The following is a 15747-nucleotide window of genomic DNA, read 5'->3' as shown; positions in this document are numbered from 1 at the left end:
TATCCACAGGCTCGCCGAAGCCGCTGCTCCGGGTCGGCTACTCCTCGTCCGTGTCCCGCTTCAGGTCCTTCTCGAGGTCTGCCAGCGCCTGGTCGAGCCCCGTGGTGTCGCCGCCGAGCGCGCGGTCGATGAAGGCCGCGGGCTCATCGAGATCGGCTGCGCCGGGCAGCAGGTCGGGGTGCTGCCAGACGGCGTCGCGCTGGTCGGCGCCGACGGCCTCGGTCAGCTTCTCCCACAGCGTGGCGGCCTCGCGCATCTTGCGCGGCCGCAGCTCCAGGCCGACGAGGGTCGCGAACGTCTGCTCAGCCGGTCCGCCGGTGGCGCGACGACGACGCAGCGTCTCGCTCAGCGCCGATGTGCCCGGCAGGCGGTCACCCAGTGCCGCGGTGACGACGGTCTGCACCCAGCCCTCGATGAGCGCCAGCAGCGTCTCGAGGCGTTCGAGCGCCGCGGCCTGCTCGGGCGTGGCCTTGGGCTCGAACATGCCCTGGCTCAGCAGCTTCTCCATGGCACCGGGGTCACCCATCAGCGAGGCGGGGTCCAGGCCGGACGCCATCTCTTCGAACCCGCTCATGTCGATCTTCATGCCCTTGGCGAAGGCTTCGACGGCGCTGAGCAGCTGCGTGGCCAGCCACGGCACGTGACTGAACAACCGGTGATGGGCTGCTTCGCGGGCCGCGAGGAAGGTCAGCACCTCGCTGCGCGGCTGCTCGAGACCTTCGCCGAATGCCTCGACGGCCTCGGGCATCAGCGCGGCAACACCGGACGGACCCAACGGCAGGCCGATGTCCGTGGAGGTCAGCACCTCTTTGGACAGCGTGCCCAGGGCCTGGCCCAGCTGCGAGCCGAATGCCATGCCGCCCATCTGCGACATCATCGCCATCAGCGGGCCGGCCATGGCCTTGGCCTCTTCGGGGAGCGCCGAGACCCAGACGCTCGACAACTGTTCGGCGACCGGGTCGCACAGCCGCTTCCAGGTGTTCAGGGTGTTGTCGAGCCAGTCGCTCGGGGTCCAGGCCATCGCGCGGGTGGTGCCGGCCGGCAGGGGAGTGACACCGTCGAGCCACGTCTCCGCCAGATGCACCGCATCCGAGATGGCCGTCGCGGTCTGCTCAGGCACCGGCTTGACGAACCCGATCGAGTTGGACGCCAGCTTGCGGGCCAGGTCGTAGTTGACCGGACCCGCCTGCGGGTTGTTCATCGACGCGCCCGCGCCGCTGAACATCGCGCCGAGCTGCGTGAAGATCTGGCCCAGGTCGGGCATGCCGGCGCCGCCGGGACCACCGAACGCACCGCCGAACCCGAACGGATCCGACGAACCACCGGACGAACCCCCGGAAGAGCTTCCGGAGGAGCCTGGTCCAGGCTCTTTGTTCGATTTGTCGCGGTCGGGGTCTTCGCCGCTGGAGAAGCCGAAAGGCAGGTCAGCCATACCGTCAACCGTACTGCCAGCACGGCCCGCCGGTGGCTTCGCGGGTCATGCTGTCAGCGAACCGAGCCGCGAGCTTTACTGTTGGCGGCGTGAACAGGCGGATTTCTACGCTCGTGGTCGCTCTGGTGCCGATCATCGTGTTCGTCGTGCTGGTGTCGGTCGTGACCGTGCCGTTCGTGTCGCTGGGTCCCGGCCCGACGTTCGACACGCTCGGTGAGGTCGACGGCAAGAAGGTCGTCGACATCAAGGGCGACGTCAAGGTGCACCCGACTTCGGGGCATCTCAACATGACGACGGTGTCGCAGAGCGACGGGCTGACGCTGGGGCAGGCGCTGGCGCTGTGGATGTCGGGCCGCGAGCAGTTGGTGCCGCGCGATCTGGTGTATCCGCCGGACAAGTCCAAGGACCAGGTGGACAAGGCCAACAACGCCGACTTCAAGAACTCCGAGGAAGACGCCGAGTACGCGGCGCTGAGCTACCTGAAGTACCCGAAGGCGGTGACGGTCCAGGCTGTCGCCGATCCGGGGCCGTCGGCCGGCCAGCTGCGCCCGGGCGATGCCATCGACATGGTCAACGGCGTTCCGGTGGCCAACGTCGAAGAGTTCACGTCACTGCTGAAGAAAACCAAGCCGGGTGACCACGTCGTGCTCGACTACCGGCGCAAGAACGCCGGGATCGGCGTCACGACCATCACCCTGGGTTCCAACAAGGACCGCGATTACGGCTACCTCGGCACCACGGTGCTCAACGCGCCGTGGGCGCCGTTCGCCATCGACTTCAACCTGGCCAACATCGGTGGCCCGTCAGCCGGCCTGATGTTCAGCCTGGCCGTCGTGGACAAGCTGACCGACGGAAATCTCAACGGCGGCAAGTTCGTTGCGGGCACCGGCACCATCGGCGACGACGGCAAGGTGGGCCCGATCGGCGGCATCACGCACAAGATGCTGGCCGCGCGGGAGGCCGGTGCGACGGTGTTCATGGTGCCCGCCGAGAACTGCGCCGAAGCGGTCTCGGCCCATCTCGACGGGCTGGGGTTGATCAAGGTCGAGAACCTGAACGGAGCGGTCGACGCGCTGCATGCCGTGTCCGCTGGTGGCGAACCTCCCCGCTGTTGAGCGTGCGGCCACCCCAGAATGCGTAGAGTCGTGGCACAAGCTGGCCTTACTGATTTTCAAACGGACTTTCAACAGACTGGAGCTGACGAGTGGGGATGCGGCCTGCGGCGAGGATGCCGAAGCTGACGCGACGAAGCCGGATTCTGGTCGGGATCGCGTTGCTGATCGTCGGTTTGTTGATGGTCGGCCCGCGGCTGGTCGACGCCTACGTGGACTGGCTGTGGTTCGGCGAGATCGGTTTCCGTTCGGTGTTCAGCACCGTGCTGGTGACGCGCCTGGTGGTCTTCCTGGTGGCCGGCGTGTTCATCGGCGCCGTGACATTCGGTGGAATGGCACTGGCGTACCGGTCGCGGCCGGTGTTCGTGCCCGCGTCCGGGCCCAACGATCCGGTCGCCCGCTACCGCGCGACAGTCCTGTCGAGGCTGCGGCTGTTCGCCATCGGTGTACCGGCCTTCATCGGATTGCTGGCCGGATTCGTGGCACAGACCTACTGGGTGCGGGTGCAGCTGTTCCTGCACGGCGGCACGTTCGGCATCAACGACCCCGAATTCGGCAAGGATTTGGGCTTCTACGCGTTCGATCTGCCGTTCTACCGACTGGTGCTCGGCTATCTGTTCGTCGGGGTCTTCCTGATGCTGGTCGGGAACCTGTTGGGCCACTACGTGTTCGGCGGTATCCGGCTGTCGGGCCGCCAGGGCGCGCTCAGCCGCGCGGCGCGGATGCAGTTGGTGGCGCTGGTGGGAATCCTGGTGCTGCTCAAGGCCGTTGCCTACTGGTTCGACCGGTACGAGCTGCTCAGCCACACCCGTGCCGGCAAGCCGTTCACCGGTGCCGGCTACACGGACATCAACGCGGTGCTACCGGCGAAGCTGATCCTGCTGGCCATCGCGGTGATCTGCGCCGTGGCAGTGTTCTCGGCGCTCGTGTTGCGGGACTTGCGGATTCCGGCGATCGGTCTGGTGCTACTGCTCCTGAGCTCGGTGATCATCGGCGCCGGCTGGCCCATGCTGGTCGAGCAGTTCAGCGTCAAGCCCAATGCGGCGGCGAAGGAACGCGACTACATCAGTCGCAGTATCACGGCGACCCGAGATGCGTACGGGTTGACCGGTGATTCGGTGACGTATCGCGACTACAGCGGCAACGCGCCCGCCACTGCCGAGCAGGTCGCCGCTGACCGGGCCACGACGTCGAACATCCGGCTGCTCGACCCGACCATCGTCGGACCGGCCTTCACCCAGTTCCAGCAGGGCAAGAACTTCTACAGCTTCCCGGACCAGCTGTCCATCGACCGTTACAACGGACCCGACGGCAAGCTGCGCGACTTCGTCGTGGCGGCACGGGAATTGAACCCCGACCGGCTGATCGACAACCAGCGCGACTGGATCAACAAGCACTCCGTCTACACCCACGGCAACGGGTTCATCGCGTCGCCGGCGAACACGGTGCGCGGAATTGCCAACGACCCCAACCAGAACGGCGGTTACCCCGAGTTCCTGGCCAGCGTGGTCGGTGCCAACGGCGCCGCGGTGTCGCCCGGCCCGGCTCCGCTGGATCAGCCCCGGGTGTACTTCGGTCCGGTGATCGCAAGTGCCGCGTCGGATTACGCGATCGTCGGCAAGAACGGCGCCGACCGGGAGTACGACTACGAGACCAACACCGAGACCAAGAACTACACCTACGGCGGTACCGGCGGTGTCGATATCGGCAACTGGCTGACGCGGTCGGTCTTCGCCGCGAAGTTCGCCGAGCGAAACTTCTTGTTCTCCAACGTGATCGGACCGAACAGCAAGATTCTGTTCAACCGAGACCCGGCCCACCGGGTCGAGGCGGTGGCGCCGTGGCTGACCACCGATTCGACGGTGTACCCGGCAATCGTCAACAAGCGCATGGTGTGGATCGTCGACGGCTACACCACTCTGGACAACTACCCGTACTCGGAGCTGACGTCGCTGTCGAGTGCGACCGCCGATTCCAATGAGGTTGCGGTCAATCGGATGTTGCCCGACAAGCAGGTGTCCTACATCCGCAACTCGGTGAAGGCCACCGTCGACGCCTACGACGGCACCGTCACGCTGTACGAGCAGGACGAGCACGACCCGGTGCTGCAGGCGTGGATGAAGGTCTTCCCGGACACCGTGAAGCCGAAGTCGGCGATCTCCCACGAGCTGGCTGAACATCTGCGCTACCCCGAGGACCTGTTCAAGGTCCAGCGCATGCTGCTGGCCAAGTACCACGTCAACGATCCGGTGACGTTCTTCTCGACGTCGGACTTCTGGGACGTGCCGCTTGACCCCAACCCGACGGCCAGCAGTTTCCAGCCGCCGTACTACATCGTGGCGAAAGACCTTGCCACCGGCGGTGATTCATCGTCGTTCCAGCTGACCACGGCGATGAACCGGTTCCGGCGGGACTTCCTGGCCGCGTACATCAGCGCCAGCTCCGACCCGGCCACGTACGGCAAGATCACCGTGCTGACCATTCCGGGCCAGGTGAACGGCCCCAAGCTGGCGTTCAACGCGATCAGCACGGACACCGCGGTGAGCCAGGATCTGGGTGTCATCGGCCGGGACAACCAGAACCGGATCCGCTGGGGCAACCTCCTGACACTGCCCGTGGGGCAGGGTGGGTTGCTTTATGTCGCACCGGTTTACGCCTCGCCGGGGGCCAGTGACGCGGCGTCGTCGTACCCACGGTTGATCCGGGTGGCGATGCTGTACAACGACAAGATCGGTTACGGCCCGACGGTGCGGGATGCCCTCAACGGCATCTTCGGGCCCGGTGCGGGGGCGACCGCCACCGGTCCGGCCCCGACTGACGTGCCGGCCGGTACGCCGCCTGCTGTGGCCGTGCCTGGTGCCGTCCAGCCGCCCGCTGCGGGGCCGCAGCCGCCGGTGCCGGCAGCGGTGCTGCCACCGGGCGTCCCGGTGACGCTGTCGCCCGCGAAAGCCGCTGCCCTGCAAGATGTCAATGCGGCGCTCGACGGCATGCGTGCGGCCCAGCAGAGTGGCAATTTCGCCCAGTTCGGTACGGCGCTGCAGAAGCTGGACGACGCCATGGCCAAGTACCGCGAGGCGAAGTAGTCGAATCACCGCGCGAAAGACACAAAACTGCCCAATTCCTCCGGGAGTTGGGCAGTTTTGTGTCTACCGGCCATCGGGCACGCGGCCCAAAAACCCTGTCTGACCATACGATTTGGTTCATTCGGCAGCGTTGGGTAACGTTGTATTCACCAACGCGGGGTGGAGCAGCTCGGTAGCTCGCTGGGCTCATAACCCAGAGGTCGCAGGTTCGAATCCTGTCCCCGCTACTAGTGAGAACGGCCCCCGGAGAACTCTCCGGGGGCCGTTCTTCATGTCGGTGGGGAACACGATTGGGAAAGTTGGCATTGCTAAAACACCGACCGAACGGCTGTGGGTCAGAAGGTCGCGCCGAACGCATCTCTGATGGCCGGGTCCGGTGGACGACAGGGGTGCGTGTCAGATGCGCGGTGTTGGGGTGCCGAGATGTCCGACTAATCCGCTGATTTTGGGAATGTTCAGAGGCTCATGTCCGGCCCGTTTCATTCGATCCTATTGCAGCCGGGACAGTGATCGCCTGACGCGATCAATGTCGGTGCAGGCGGCCACACATAGCAGGTTAGTGCTTGTGGACCCGCCGCAAAGCAACCACGGCTTGACCTCGCCTTTACAAACGGGGTTGCGCCGCAACAACACTCAATCGGCGCCAGCCCACCCATGTCGGATCTAGGCGGGCACGCAATCGCGCAGCTCAGGTGACATCCCGTACGGGCCCCACATCTGCCGTTCAGCGTCAGCGCGTGCCGCACCCTCGTCGGGGCCCCGCCCGATGACGGTGCCCGCCCACTGCTTCATGCCGAAACCCATGCCCATGCCGGGCATGCCACCCATCCCGAAGCCATTGCTCGCCCACACCTGGCACTGCACCGCCACCAGCCCCGGTCCTTGGTCGCCGGGCGCCGCAGCCACCGCAGGCGCGGTAATCCCCGAGACGGCCACCCCCAACACCACCACACAAGCCCGCATCATGATCCGCATATTTTCCTCCCCAGAAGTTTGCGATAAACCGAGTGTGACACACACAGCAAAGGAGATCCTGCGTGTAAGCGTTCCGCCTACGCACGTGACCACCGCCGTGCCCCAGCAGTTCCCAGACCACGCCTGGGGTGAATCTCGCCGCAGCGGTGTCGGATTCAGGTGGCGAGCCCGACGGGGCGTCGGAGGCGATTGCAGTGACGCGGCGCTTTGCGCTGTGCCTCTGGGCGCTGGAGCGCGTCGTCTGCAATCGGCGGCCGTCTGCCCCTCGCCGAGTCAAGTGAGTTCACTCACAGAAGGTCACTGGTTCGACCCCGTCGCCACCGTCCAACACCCGGCTGAACAGATTTGAAGCCGGATCGCGGATTAGTGCTTATGGACCGTTGTATCGATTCGCGGTCAGTGCTGTCACGTCATCACTGCACGTCGTCGCCCCGGCGCAACGTTGCTGGACCGGGGTCCGTGGTTGCGGCATTTCTCCGACTGATGACTGCGTCGTTGCCAGTGGGTGGCCGTATTGGCGAGTCGAGTCGATCGAGCCTGATTGGATCGCCTAATTGGTTTGCTCAGTTTTGGGTTTGCGTACGAGTTGACGCGTCAGTCGCTTTATGCGAGTGTTCGCGGTATTAGGTGAAATGCCAAGCGGGCCGGGGGGCTTGAGGCTGGCTTTCACAGGGGGATTCGTGCATGGTCGTATTTGGCCTGTCGTCGCGGCATGTTGTCGCGACGTTGGGGATGTTCGCTGTATCTGTCGCATCGTGTGTATACGGTGGGGGTATCGCGGGTGCTGATCCGCAGCCGATGCCGGATCGGTGGACGCAGTTCGTCACCGATGACGGCTGGGTGGTGGACGTGAACACCACCAACGAGGTGATCGACCACATCGACAATCTGGCCGGGGCGTCGAACTCGTGGCAGGCGCGGGTGACACTGCGCTCAGAGGCGCGAGTGAGCGGTTCCGGTGGTGCGGTCATTCAGGACGCCCAACTCGAATCTGGGTATTTCGTAGGTTGCCGTACTGACTCCTCGCCTGGTGTCGAGGTGGGCGTGGATGCGGGGATTGACCCGTATCAGCAGATCAACGGCCAGGTGTACGGCGGTGGCTTTGGGCAGGGCCAAGGCGGTGCCGGTGGTGGTGGCGGCGGTGGAGGCGGTTTCGCCGGCGCGTCGGCAGGTGCCACGCTCGGGGTGCAGGAGCACCTGGGTGGTCATATCCGGGTGTTATTGAAACCTGGTGGGCTGGCGCAAGTTCCGATGGACCGGATCAGCTTGCGCTCTATGCATGCGGTGTCGAATCTGCGGGATCAGAACATTGAAGCCGACGGGTGCGGTGGCCAGGTGAAAATCCAGTCCTACACCACGATCCGGGTGCGCACCGACAACGGCAACGACACCCAAACCCTCTACGGCGAACCCAAGGACCTGTGATCGTGGCACCCCTACAACGTTCAGGACATCGGTTGCGCGGCGCCCGTCGTTGTGCGTCCATCGCGGCGGCGGTGTTCCTGACGATGGTCAGCGCTTGTGGTGTATCTGCCGGCAACGCCAGCGCGGACCCCGCGGCACCGGCACCGAATCCCCCCGTGCCGGGGTCGGTGTCGCGGCCGCCGGTTCCGCTGCCGCTGCAACGCCCGATGCCCGAGGACCCGGGCCGGGTGAATCCGATTGGCGGGGCGCGGGTTTCCTCGACCACCCCCCAGGGGGAGACCGCCGGGATGGAGCGCCCGTTGGCTGCGCAGGGGGAGCGGGGTGCGGTGACGGTGCCGATGTGGGCCAAAGACGGCATCTTCGCCCCCACTGCCCACCCGAATCGGCAGATCGCCATCCACCTGCCCGGCGAGGTCACCCTGGGCCCGGCGGCCTGGCTACCCGGCGGCGGCGCCGTCTACGGCTCGAACGATGTTGACTACCAGGTCATCCCGTACGCCGGAGGCGGGGTCGACATCACCGTCACACGCAAAACCGTATTCTCCGCATCGACGATCCCGTTCGGCGTGAAGCTGGCTGCGGCGACACATCTGCGGCAGGGCAACAACGTGGTGCTGGTGGAAACCGATGCCGCACCGGGTAATCCGGCCCGCGTCATCGGTACTTTCAGTATTCCGGCTGCCACCGACGCCAACCAAGCCCTCGTCGGCGTCACTCCCACGCTGGGGCCCGGTTTCCCACCAGGACAGTCGAATCTGACTGTCGATCTGGGCCCGACAAGCGTTTTCGCCTTCCCGGTCACCATCAGCCTGTCCTACCGGGCTTCCGACGCCGCGACCACCGGGGCACCCGGCCCGAACTGGGCCGGCCTGCCCACCGGCACACCCACCGGATCGGTGACGCCACCGAACCCGACGGGGTACGTGACCGACCCGGTCGGAGCGCACCGCTCGGACAACGTCGACCCGACCGTATACGCCCAGCGACATTCCGGGCACTGCCAAGGCGGCCCGGACAGCTACACCTCTGGTGATGGCCGTTCGGCGAACTTCGTGGCTGCCTGCCAAACCCAACAGCTCTGTCTCGCAAGCACTCCCGCAAGCACGTCGGTGGACTCCTGCAATGACCGCCTGCTGGCCCACATGTCCATCTCATGTGTGACGGTGTTCGGCCAAACCGGCGACGACTACAACACCTGTACCCGCATCGCCTCCGATGAGGTCGCCTGGGTCAAAGCGAACATGGCCGGCGGACCTGGCTGACCCGGCTTCACATGTCGCATTGATGCGCTCGCAGAGCTCTTGAGTTGAAGGGGAATTGGGCCATGACACCGATGAAGCCGCGGCCGAGGGCGAGTGTGCACCGCTACCGGCGAGCACTGGCCATTTTCTCAATCGTGACATTGCTGTTGGCCGCGATCATCACGACCAGCCGCGACGACCACGGCTCCACCATCGCAGCGCTGCCTGGGGCGACCGCCCAACCCAGTATCCCCGGCGGCGGCTCAGGTGGCTCCGGCGGCAGCGGTGGTGGACCGCCGTTCCCGTTGCAGCCCCCGGCGATGCCCGATGCCCCCGCGCCATACAACGGCGGGTCGTACCCGGCGCCCTACCAGGGCAACGGGATCGACATCAATAACCCCGCCGAACAACCGGCTCAAGCGCCCCAACAACAATCCAACTCCCAGCAAAGCAACCCCCAACAGCTCCAGCCCGCCAACGGCCAGCAGCCACCGGACTACGACGCCCCACTGCAAACCGCGCAACCACAGCCACAGCAGCAACCGCAACAGCAGCCGACCCCGCAACAACAGCCCCAGCAGCAAGAGCAGGAACAACAGCAAGAGCAAGAACAACAGCCCGAGCAACAGCAGCAGGAGCAAAAACAAAACGACTGTGAGCCGAATCAATTCTTTGGGCAGCAGGTGTACGACGGCATGTCGCCTGAGCAAATCGCAGAGGCGCAGAAAGCCGAAAAGGAGGCCTACGACAAGTTTGAGCCGATCGCTCGAAAGTTGCAGAGGAAGCTCCGTGGCAAAATCGATCGCGGAGAGTTGGGCGACGATGTTCCTCAAGCGCGAAAAGATGCTATTTATCGAGCGGTGAAGGACATTGAATCGGGTAAATACGGGGACACCGACGTGCTGAAAAAATGGGATGCTGACCACACCATCCCGTTGGGGGCGCTTCCCAGGAATCCGCAGTTTCGGAACCTTAGTCCTGAAGACATGGCCGAGGTCGCGAATTTCATCGATAACGTTTTCCCAAATACTCAGACGTTCAACCGTGCTCGTCAGAACAAATTGCCGAGCGAATGGACGACAGTTAAGGGGCAGCCGGTCCCTCCCGACGTCGCGATCGACTGGTGCCAGGAAGAGAAGACCGCGACGCAGGCGGTTCTCAACGAGATCGCAAAGCGCGACGTAGCGGGCAAAACCAAGCCAAGCGTGTCACCGCCCAGTAACTCCTCGGTAGGCGAGAGCCCTGATCAGCACGCTACGGCAGCACCGACGGCCAAACCTCAGTCACCCGCACAACCGCCAACGCAAGCTCCCACGCAGGCTCCGACGAGCCCGCCCGCACCCACGGAGGCACCGACACCTGTGCGCATTCCACGCACGACACCTCCGGAGACATCCGCACCACCTTCCACTCCGCCTAGCGGAGCTCCTGCCGACAATCCGATCTTCGATTGGTTGCCGAGCGAAAGAGATGTGGAAAAAGTACTCGGCGGAGTCGCCGGGGTCATCGTCGGAGGCGGAGCCTTGATCTATGGCTTGGCCAAAGCCGTTTCGGGGGCAGCGCCAGCATGATCATCGTTTCCCAGAGAACCCAGGGGCTTATCGGAGTGCTGGCCGTAGTTACCGCCGGAACCCTCTCGTGCTCGAGCACTACGGCACCGCAAAGCCCTGCGCCCACACACGTCATGATCGCCAACATCTCACAAGTCGCGGGAGAATTTCCGCAGGGTTGGGCCGTCCAGAACAACCCGCGCGAAACCGTCGACCAAGACGCAGTGAATCGGGATCAAAATGTGGGGTTCGGACTAGCGGTGCGGCCACCGCAATGCGCCGCCCGACTGCGTTCGACCCCGAAGGGAGTGGTAGGCCAAGTCATCGAGTCGCTCGCAGCGCGCACGCACGGCATCATGATCGGCGTTGCCGCAACAGAAGCCCCGGGCGCCGTGCCGATGGCCGCGGCTGACGGCCTGGACTGCTCGTATGCGACGTTTGGCCAGCCCGGAGTGGTGAATGGGACCATCACGCCAGCGCCGGCTGTCGCTGTTGATGGTGTGAAGGTTGACGCGGTACATGTCGTCACCGACTACGATGACAAATCTGGTCGAACTGTTGACCAGTACATTTACGTTGGGATTGTCGACGACCGGCACGCTGTCGCGGTCAGTGCGACCGCTGGACCAGCATCGGAGAATCTGGCGAAAATCGATGTTGGCCTCGTCCAAAAGATATTTGTCAAAGCAGTAGCGAGTGTGCGCAGCTGATCAATGGAATGAATAGGGCCTCCGGCGTCACCAGAGGATAGGATTTTCTATATGACACACAGAGATGATCTGCAGGCCTTCTTGCAGGGGCGGCGCAACCGCCTTGGCGGTCCGGAAATAGTCTTTGTCACGAACGATGACCTCGGAGAATCACATTTACCGGCATGGTGGTTCGAGGTGAATGAACTTGACGGCCAAATCGCAGTAGAACGTGCGCTCGCAGAATGGGAATCTTCCGTCGGTCCCTTTCTTCCCGATTTAATGAGCTACTTACGTCAGAACGGAAACGATGTATTCATCGTTCAGGTATTAGCCGCTGGCGCTACGCAGTCGATAGCGCAGAATTTTTTGCTGTACTCCATGAAATATGGCGACAGCTCCACAACGTTTACGACACGCGTCGGATCTCCAGCTGCCGACGCAACGCATCTGCCGCCGTATTGGTCGTCGTTGCCAGCCGAACTTCGGGACTTCTACCTTCAAGTTCACAACGGCTTCACCGATCTTGGCGGCGCGGGACTCGCAGCTGTGCAGGACTTCAGGCCCGTATCCGACTATGGCCACGCGGACGAATATGAACTCCGCCCACGTGCCAACATAGATGCGGGCGCGGAGGCAACAGTTTTGCCTGATATTCACAGGCTGGTCGAGTTGGCTAGCGATGGAGCCGGCGGTGCGTTGTGCATAGACAGTGCTCATGCCGATGGATTCGCTTGGGACCTATACGAAGGACGTCTCACGGAGAAACCGCTGTGGGCCACCCTGGATGAAATGCTCCTCCCTCCTGAGTGATGGGATGGAAGCTCGCCATAGCGCGTCTTTTGATCCCAGTATGGAAATTCTTCATCGCAGGTCAGCGTGGGTGCTGTTTTTGTCAGGTGATGTGCGGCATCGTTGCGCCAGGTGAGTTGTGGCGGGTTGTGTTTTGGTCGTGGCGTGCCTGAATGTTGCTGCTTGGCCAGTCGCATGAGTGTCGAGCGGACGACGGCTAGCTCGTCCAGCATCCGCCTGCCAGCCTCGTCGTTGGCAACTGCCGTCAGCAGCTGTGGGGTGATCTCGTCGGCGTAGCACCGGCCATGGAGGTGTGCGACGAAGTTGGTCGCCTGTCTCGTCCTATGCCCAGTCAGAGATAGCGCGTCTCGGTGGCCCTGCGCCCGACAGTGAGTACTGGAAACACGGTGATGGTGAGGTGTATCTGCCCTCGGAGGCTGTTTCGTGGATCATCGAGTCGCCGGATTTCAACGCGCTCAACGCGCCTAAAAAGCCAGACTCGCGAGCTGCTTACACTTTCGACGCGGCTGGCCGCACCGCCACCGTAATCATCTGCAACGCTTGGCTTATGGAGACAGTCGGCGAACAGATTCACCGGCGCTTCGCTCGGGCAGCTCCCGTCGTTTGGCCAAGGTGCCTCGCATACTGGAGGGCTACAACGAAAGGGTGTAGTCGACGTCCCTCGTCTGCCACTGCGGGGGCTTTGCCGAGCTGGCTTGCTAACTACGAGTGCCGGTCGGAGCGGCATTACCGAATTCGATGTTTGGAGGGGAAGCCCGACAGTCCGAACGGAAAATCCACAAGTGGCGCAGAAAGGAGGAGGTCACCATGGCTAAGTCGAGTAGCACTCGGGTCGCCAGCGCCAAAGTCGCGAAGCAAGCTTCGTCGCTTCTGAGCAACCCGAAGACCCCGGCGAAAACCAAGTCGGTAGCGGCCAGCGCCTTAGCGCAGGCAAGGGCAAGCGGAAGTAGTATCCGCTGATTAGGGCTGGCGGAGCCGGCTCCTCTGCTAGCGCCCCGTTCGGCCGGATAAGTCTATGTGTGCCGGATAACGGACCTGGCACGACACAGTTGCCGGTTGCGCCTCGCGGGCATCCCGCACTTTCCTGCGGACGCATGTGAAGACTGCAGAATTGTTGAATTCTGCGGCTTACTGAATTTGATCTTCAAGCGGTTTTAGATCGAGCTGTTGCCCGGTCTTATAATTGCGAAGGCACGTGATGGAGGGTGCTATTCGATGGGTAGCGACTTACCCCATACATCAGCGAGTGCGATGACCGCAGGCTCGATTTCAGACCCGCGTACCGTGCGTGTAAGCGCAAGGGGTGCATTCTGTATCCGTTCCCAGATGATCAGAGACTCGGGCTGAGTGAACAGAACATAGTTGAATTCGCCTTCGTACGCTGAGCCGGCACCGTATTCGCGAAGTGCGTCTTCGATCTGTGTCCGATGCTGTGCAACGAATGCTGCAAGCGTCGGTGTGTAGTCGGCAGGCTGGGCGAGGTTCATGCTCGACTTGATCTGGTCGATCACCTCCAAAGACAGCTCATGTTCGCCAGGCTCGGTGACGAAAGTCAAGAACCATCGCTCGGCTTCGTGCAGGAGGAGCGCGCTGTTGTAGCGTGGGTCCTGCTCGAGTTCGGCGATCATGGTGTTCACCTCCTCGTCGAATATCTCAACGAGCACCGACAATCTTTCGATTTTTCGGGCAATCTTGGGTGGAGGATCGATCACGGGCTTGTAGACGAGGCCGTGTTCGAGAAACGCCCACGCGTCTTGTGTCTGTGTCCGGAGCTGGATTTCGCACTCGATGGGCTCACCGCCCTTAGCCACGACGTCGAGGAATCTCATCTGAACGTGGAGGCCAGAATATCCGAAGACCTTCGGGTTTCGGTTGGCTGGAGACTTGTCGGTTTCGTCGACATACTCCAATCCCTCGACTCCAGCCTTGAGGACCGTGTGGAGACGCTTCACCGCATCGAGTGTGTGCACAACGATCTGGGCACCGACCTTATCGGTCGTTTTTTCCCAGCAGTCGTCTCCGTACTTGCGGAGCTTCTTGACGAGGCTGTTGATCTCCTTAGCTCTGACTTTGATGTGGGCGAACGGAATACCTTCACTCTGAAGAACTCCTCGCAGCCGCTCCTCGAGCAACTGTGCGGCGTGTTTGAACGTCGGGTACTCATCGATGTATCTGCGCCGCGCAGCGTCCCGAGCGGAGGGCGCACTCACGTCAGTCTGCGCGCTTTCCGCTTGCGCCGCTGATTCTCTTGACGTTGTCGCGCACGGTGATGATGGATCGACCGTCGTTGGTGTTCTTGATTGCGACCGAGCCGTCGGCGTGCATGTCCGGTGGCGCATACACGTCGGCGCCGCGATCGGTGGTGATGCGCATGCGCCGGATCTTGCTCTTCACCAAGGTCGTGTCCTTGGGGAACGCGTTGGTGGGTACGCCGGCATCGAGGAGACTCTGCAGGAACAGGTCCTGGTCGTCTCCTTCGAGGTGATTGGCGGCAAACTTCGCGGGTTCTATTGCCTTAGCACCACTTTGCATCTCCGAGAGGAGCGCGATCTCGTAGGTAGCGTTCTTCTCGGGATCATCCTGGCTGCGGTTTGCGATGAAAGTCTGTGCCGTCTTGAAGAACCTTTCGGTCACCACGTCGGGCTTCTGGCGGAACTGACATCCGAGGAAGTCGATGAAGTAGTCGGCAACGCCTCCAAACCCCTGCTGATCGTCGACGACATGTCCATCCAGCAAGTGTTGGCCTGACGCCACGAACAGTCCGAGCTTGAACACCCGGGTGCCGTCGCCAAGAATAAGATCCTTCAGATGCTCGGCCTTGTACGTGCGTCGGCCTTCCGCGTTCTTCGTCTGCTCGACGCGCATGCCTTCTTGATGCTCCATCTTCGCGATGACCACACATCGAGCCCCCGAGTGCTCGCCGATCACGGTCATCACCAGACCACCGGGACTGCTCCACTTCTGCTTTAGATACAGGTTTCTGGCGATCACGCGGCTGTGCTCGATCAGGCCATCAGAGGATGCGAGGAGCTCGCGCACCATAGCTGGAACCTGCGATGCGACGTCCGTGTCCTCGACCACGGGGCGCGCGTACTTGCTCAGGCTCTGGCGTAGCCGTCGCTGAAGGAAGGCGGTGTCGTCGGCGTCGAGTTCGATCGGGGCTTCGGAGTATTCGAGCTGACTGTCGTCTTCCGTGCCTCGTCCATTTGGGACGGGGTGCATGATCACTTCGACAGGCTTGAACGTGCCCGCTTCTAGTACAGCCACATCTGCCCCTCTGCGTGGCGTCCTTGGGGTTTGTGGAGAACCTTGGTAGGACTCAAACCCGTAGACGAATCGCGGTTGGCCCCCCGGTCAATAGCGGCCTCAACTCGGCAACTTATGACCATGGAGCACATGTTTGTGGACGGCGCGCCGGTCCAGATGT

At 63.0% G+C, this 15747-nt stretch carries 11 protein-coding genes and 1 tRNA gene; 8 read left to right on the top strand and 4 right to left on the bottom strand.

Annotation, left to right across the window (positions count from 1 at the left end; translation table 11 throughout):
• Positions 1–37: 37 nt before the first annotated feature.
• Positions 38–1432, bottom strand: a complete 1395-nt coding sequence (locus AC1U2B_RS18200; RefSeq protein ID WP_260939897.1) for a zinc-dependent metalloprotease — start codon at positions 1430–1432, stop codon at positions 38–40.
• Positions 1433–1521: 89 nt separating this feature from the next.
• Here AC1U2B_RS18200 and AC1U2B_RS18195 point away from each other — a divergent pair, with 89 nt between their 5' ends.
• From AC1U2B_RS18195 to AC1U2B_RS18185, 3 genes are all read left to right on the top strand, one after another.
• Positions 1522–2547 carry a YlbL family protein gene (locus AC1U2B_RS18195; RefSeq protein ID WP_480217877.1) on the top strand — a complete coding sequence of 342 codons (1026 nt, stop codon included), beginning with the start codon at positions 1522–1524 and terminating at the stop codon, positions 2545–2547.
• Positions 2548–2636: 89 nt separating this feature from the next.
• Positions 2637–5627, top strand: a complete 2991-nt coding sequence (locus AC1U2B_RS18190; RefSeq protein WP_480217876.1) for a UPF0182 family protein — start codon at positions 2637–2639, stop codon at positions 5625–5627.
• Between the two features lie 153 nt (positions 5628–5780).
• Positions 5781–5854: transfer RNA gene (locus AC1U2B_RS18185), tRNA-Met, on the top strand.
• Between the two features lie 436 nt (positions 5855–6290).
• Here the strand turns inward: AC1U2B_RS18185 and AC1U2B_RS18180 are convergent.
• Positions 6291–6602, bottom strand: coding sequence for a hypothetical protein (locus AC1U2B_RS18180; RefSeq protein WP_480217875.1), 312 nt, complete (start codon positions 6600–6602; stop codon positions 6291–6293).
• A 732-nt stretch (positions 6603–7334) separates the two neighbouring features.
• On the opposite strand from AC1U2B_RS18180, the gene AC1U2B_RS18175 reads away from it, so the two are divergent.
• The 5 genes from AC1U2B_RS18175 (at position 7335) to AC1U2B_RS18155 (ending at position 12320) form a co-directional block, all read left to right on the top strand.
• On the top strand, positions 7335–8027 hold the full coding sequence (locus tag AC1U2B_RS18175) for an MspA family porin (protein ID WP_480217908.1): 693 nt from the start codon (positions 7335–7337) through the stop codon (positions 8025–8027).
• A gap of 2 nt (positions 8028–8029) precedes the next feature.
• Positions 8030–9289: a hypothetical protein gene (locus tag AC1U2B_RS18170; protein ID WP_480217874.1), complete on the top strand. Its 1260-nt coding sequence runs from the start codon at positions 8030–8032 to the stop codon at positions 9287–9289.
• 134 nt (positions 9290–9423) lie between these two features.
• A complete protein-coding gene (locus tag AC1U2B_RS18165; RefSeq protein ID WP_480217873.1) occupies positions 9424–10839 on the top strand; it encodes a hypothetical protein in 1416 nt (471 codons plus the stop codon).
• Between the two features lie 113 nt (positions 10840–10952).
• Positions 10953–11528, top strand: a complete 576-nt coding sequence (locus AC1U2B_RS18160) for a DUF5642 family protein (RefSeq protein WP_480217872.1) — start codon at positions 10953–10955, stop codon at positions 11526–11528.
• Between the two features lie 51 nt (positions 11529–11579).
• Entirely contained in the window at positions 11580–12320 is a 741-nt protein-coding gene (locus tag AC1U2B_RS18155) for an SMI1/KNR4 family protein (protein ID WP_480217871.1), read from the top strand.
• A gap of 1208 nt (positions 12321–13528) precedes the next feature.
• On the opposite strand, the gene AC1U2B_RS18150 is transcribed toward AC1U2B_RS18155, so the two are convergent.
• Both AC1U2B_RS18150 and AC1U2B_RS18145 read right to left on the bottom strand, forming a co-directional pair.
• Positions 13529–14530 carry a GTP pyrophosphokinase gene (locus AC1U2B_RS18150; RefSeq protein ID WP_480217870.1) on the bottom strand — a complete coding sequence of 334 codons (1002 nt, stop codon included), beginning with the start codon at positions 14528–14530 and terminating at the stop codon, positions 13529–13531.
• Position 14531: 1 nt separating this feature from the next.
• Entirely contained in the window at positions 14532–15587 is a 1056-nt protein-coding gene (locus AC1U2B_RS18145) for a nucleoid-associated protein (protein ID WP_480217869.1), read from the bottom strand.
• Between the last annotated feature and the right edge of the window lie 160 nt (positions 15588–15747).

It is taken from the genome of Mycolicibacterium sp. P4_G11 (genome assembly GCF_056555145.1).
The sequence above is the reverse complement of the archived record's forward strand: the minus strand, read 5'-3'. Positions and strand labels throughout refer to the sequence as shown.

Excerpts from the sequence above, each read along its gene's own strand:
- AC1U2B_RS18200 (WP_260939897.1), bottom strand. The coding sequence starts at position 1,432 with ATGGCTGACCTGCCTTTCGGCTTCTCCAGCGGCGAAGACCCCGACCGC.
- AC1U2B_RS18180 (WP_480217875.1), bottom strand. The coding sequence starts at position 6,602 with ATGCGGATCATGATGCGGGCTTGTGTGGTGGTGTTGGGGGTGGCCGTC.
- AC1U2B_RS18175 (WP_480217908.1), top strand. The coding sequence starts at position 7,335 with ATGTTCGCTGTATCTGTCGCATCGTGTGTATACGGTGGGGGTATCGCG.
- AC1U2B_RS18160 (WP_480217872.1), top strand. The coding sequence starts at position 10,953 with ATGATCGCCAACATCTCACAAGTCGCGGGAGAATTTCCGCAGGGTTGG.
- AC1U2B_RS18155 (WP_480217871.1), top strand. The coding sequence starts at position 11,580 with ATGACACACAGAGATGATCTGCAGGCCTTCTTGCAGGGGCGGCGCAAC.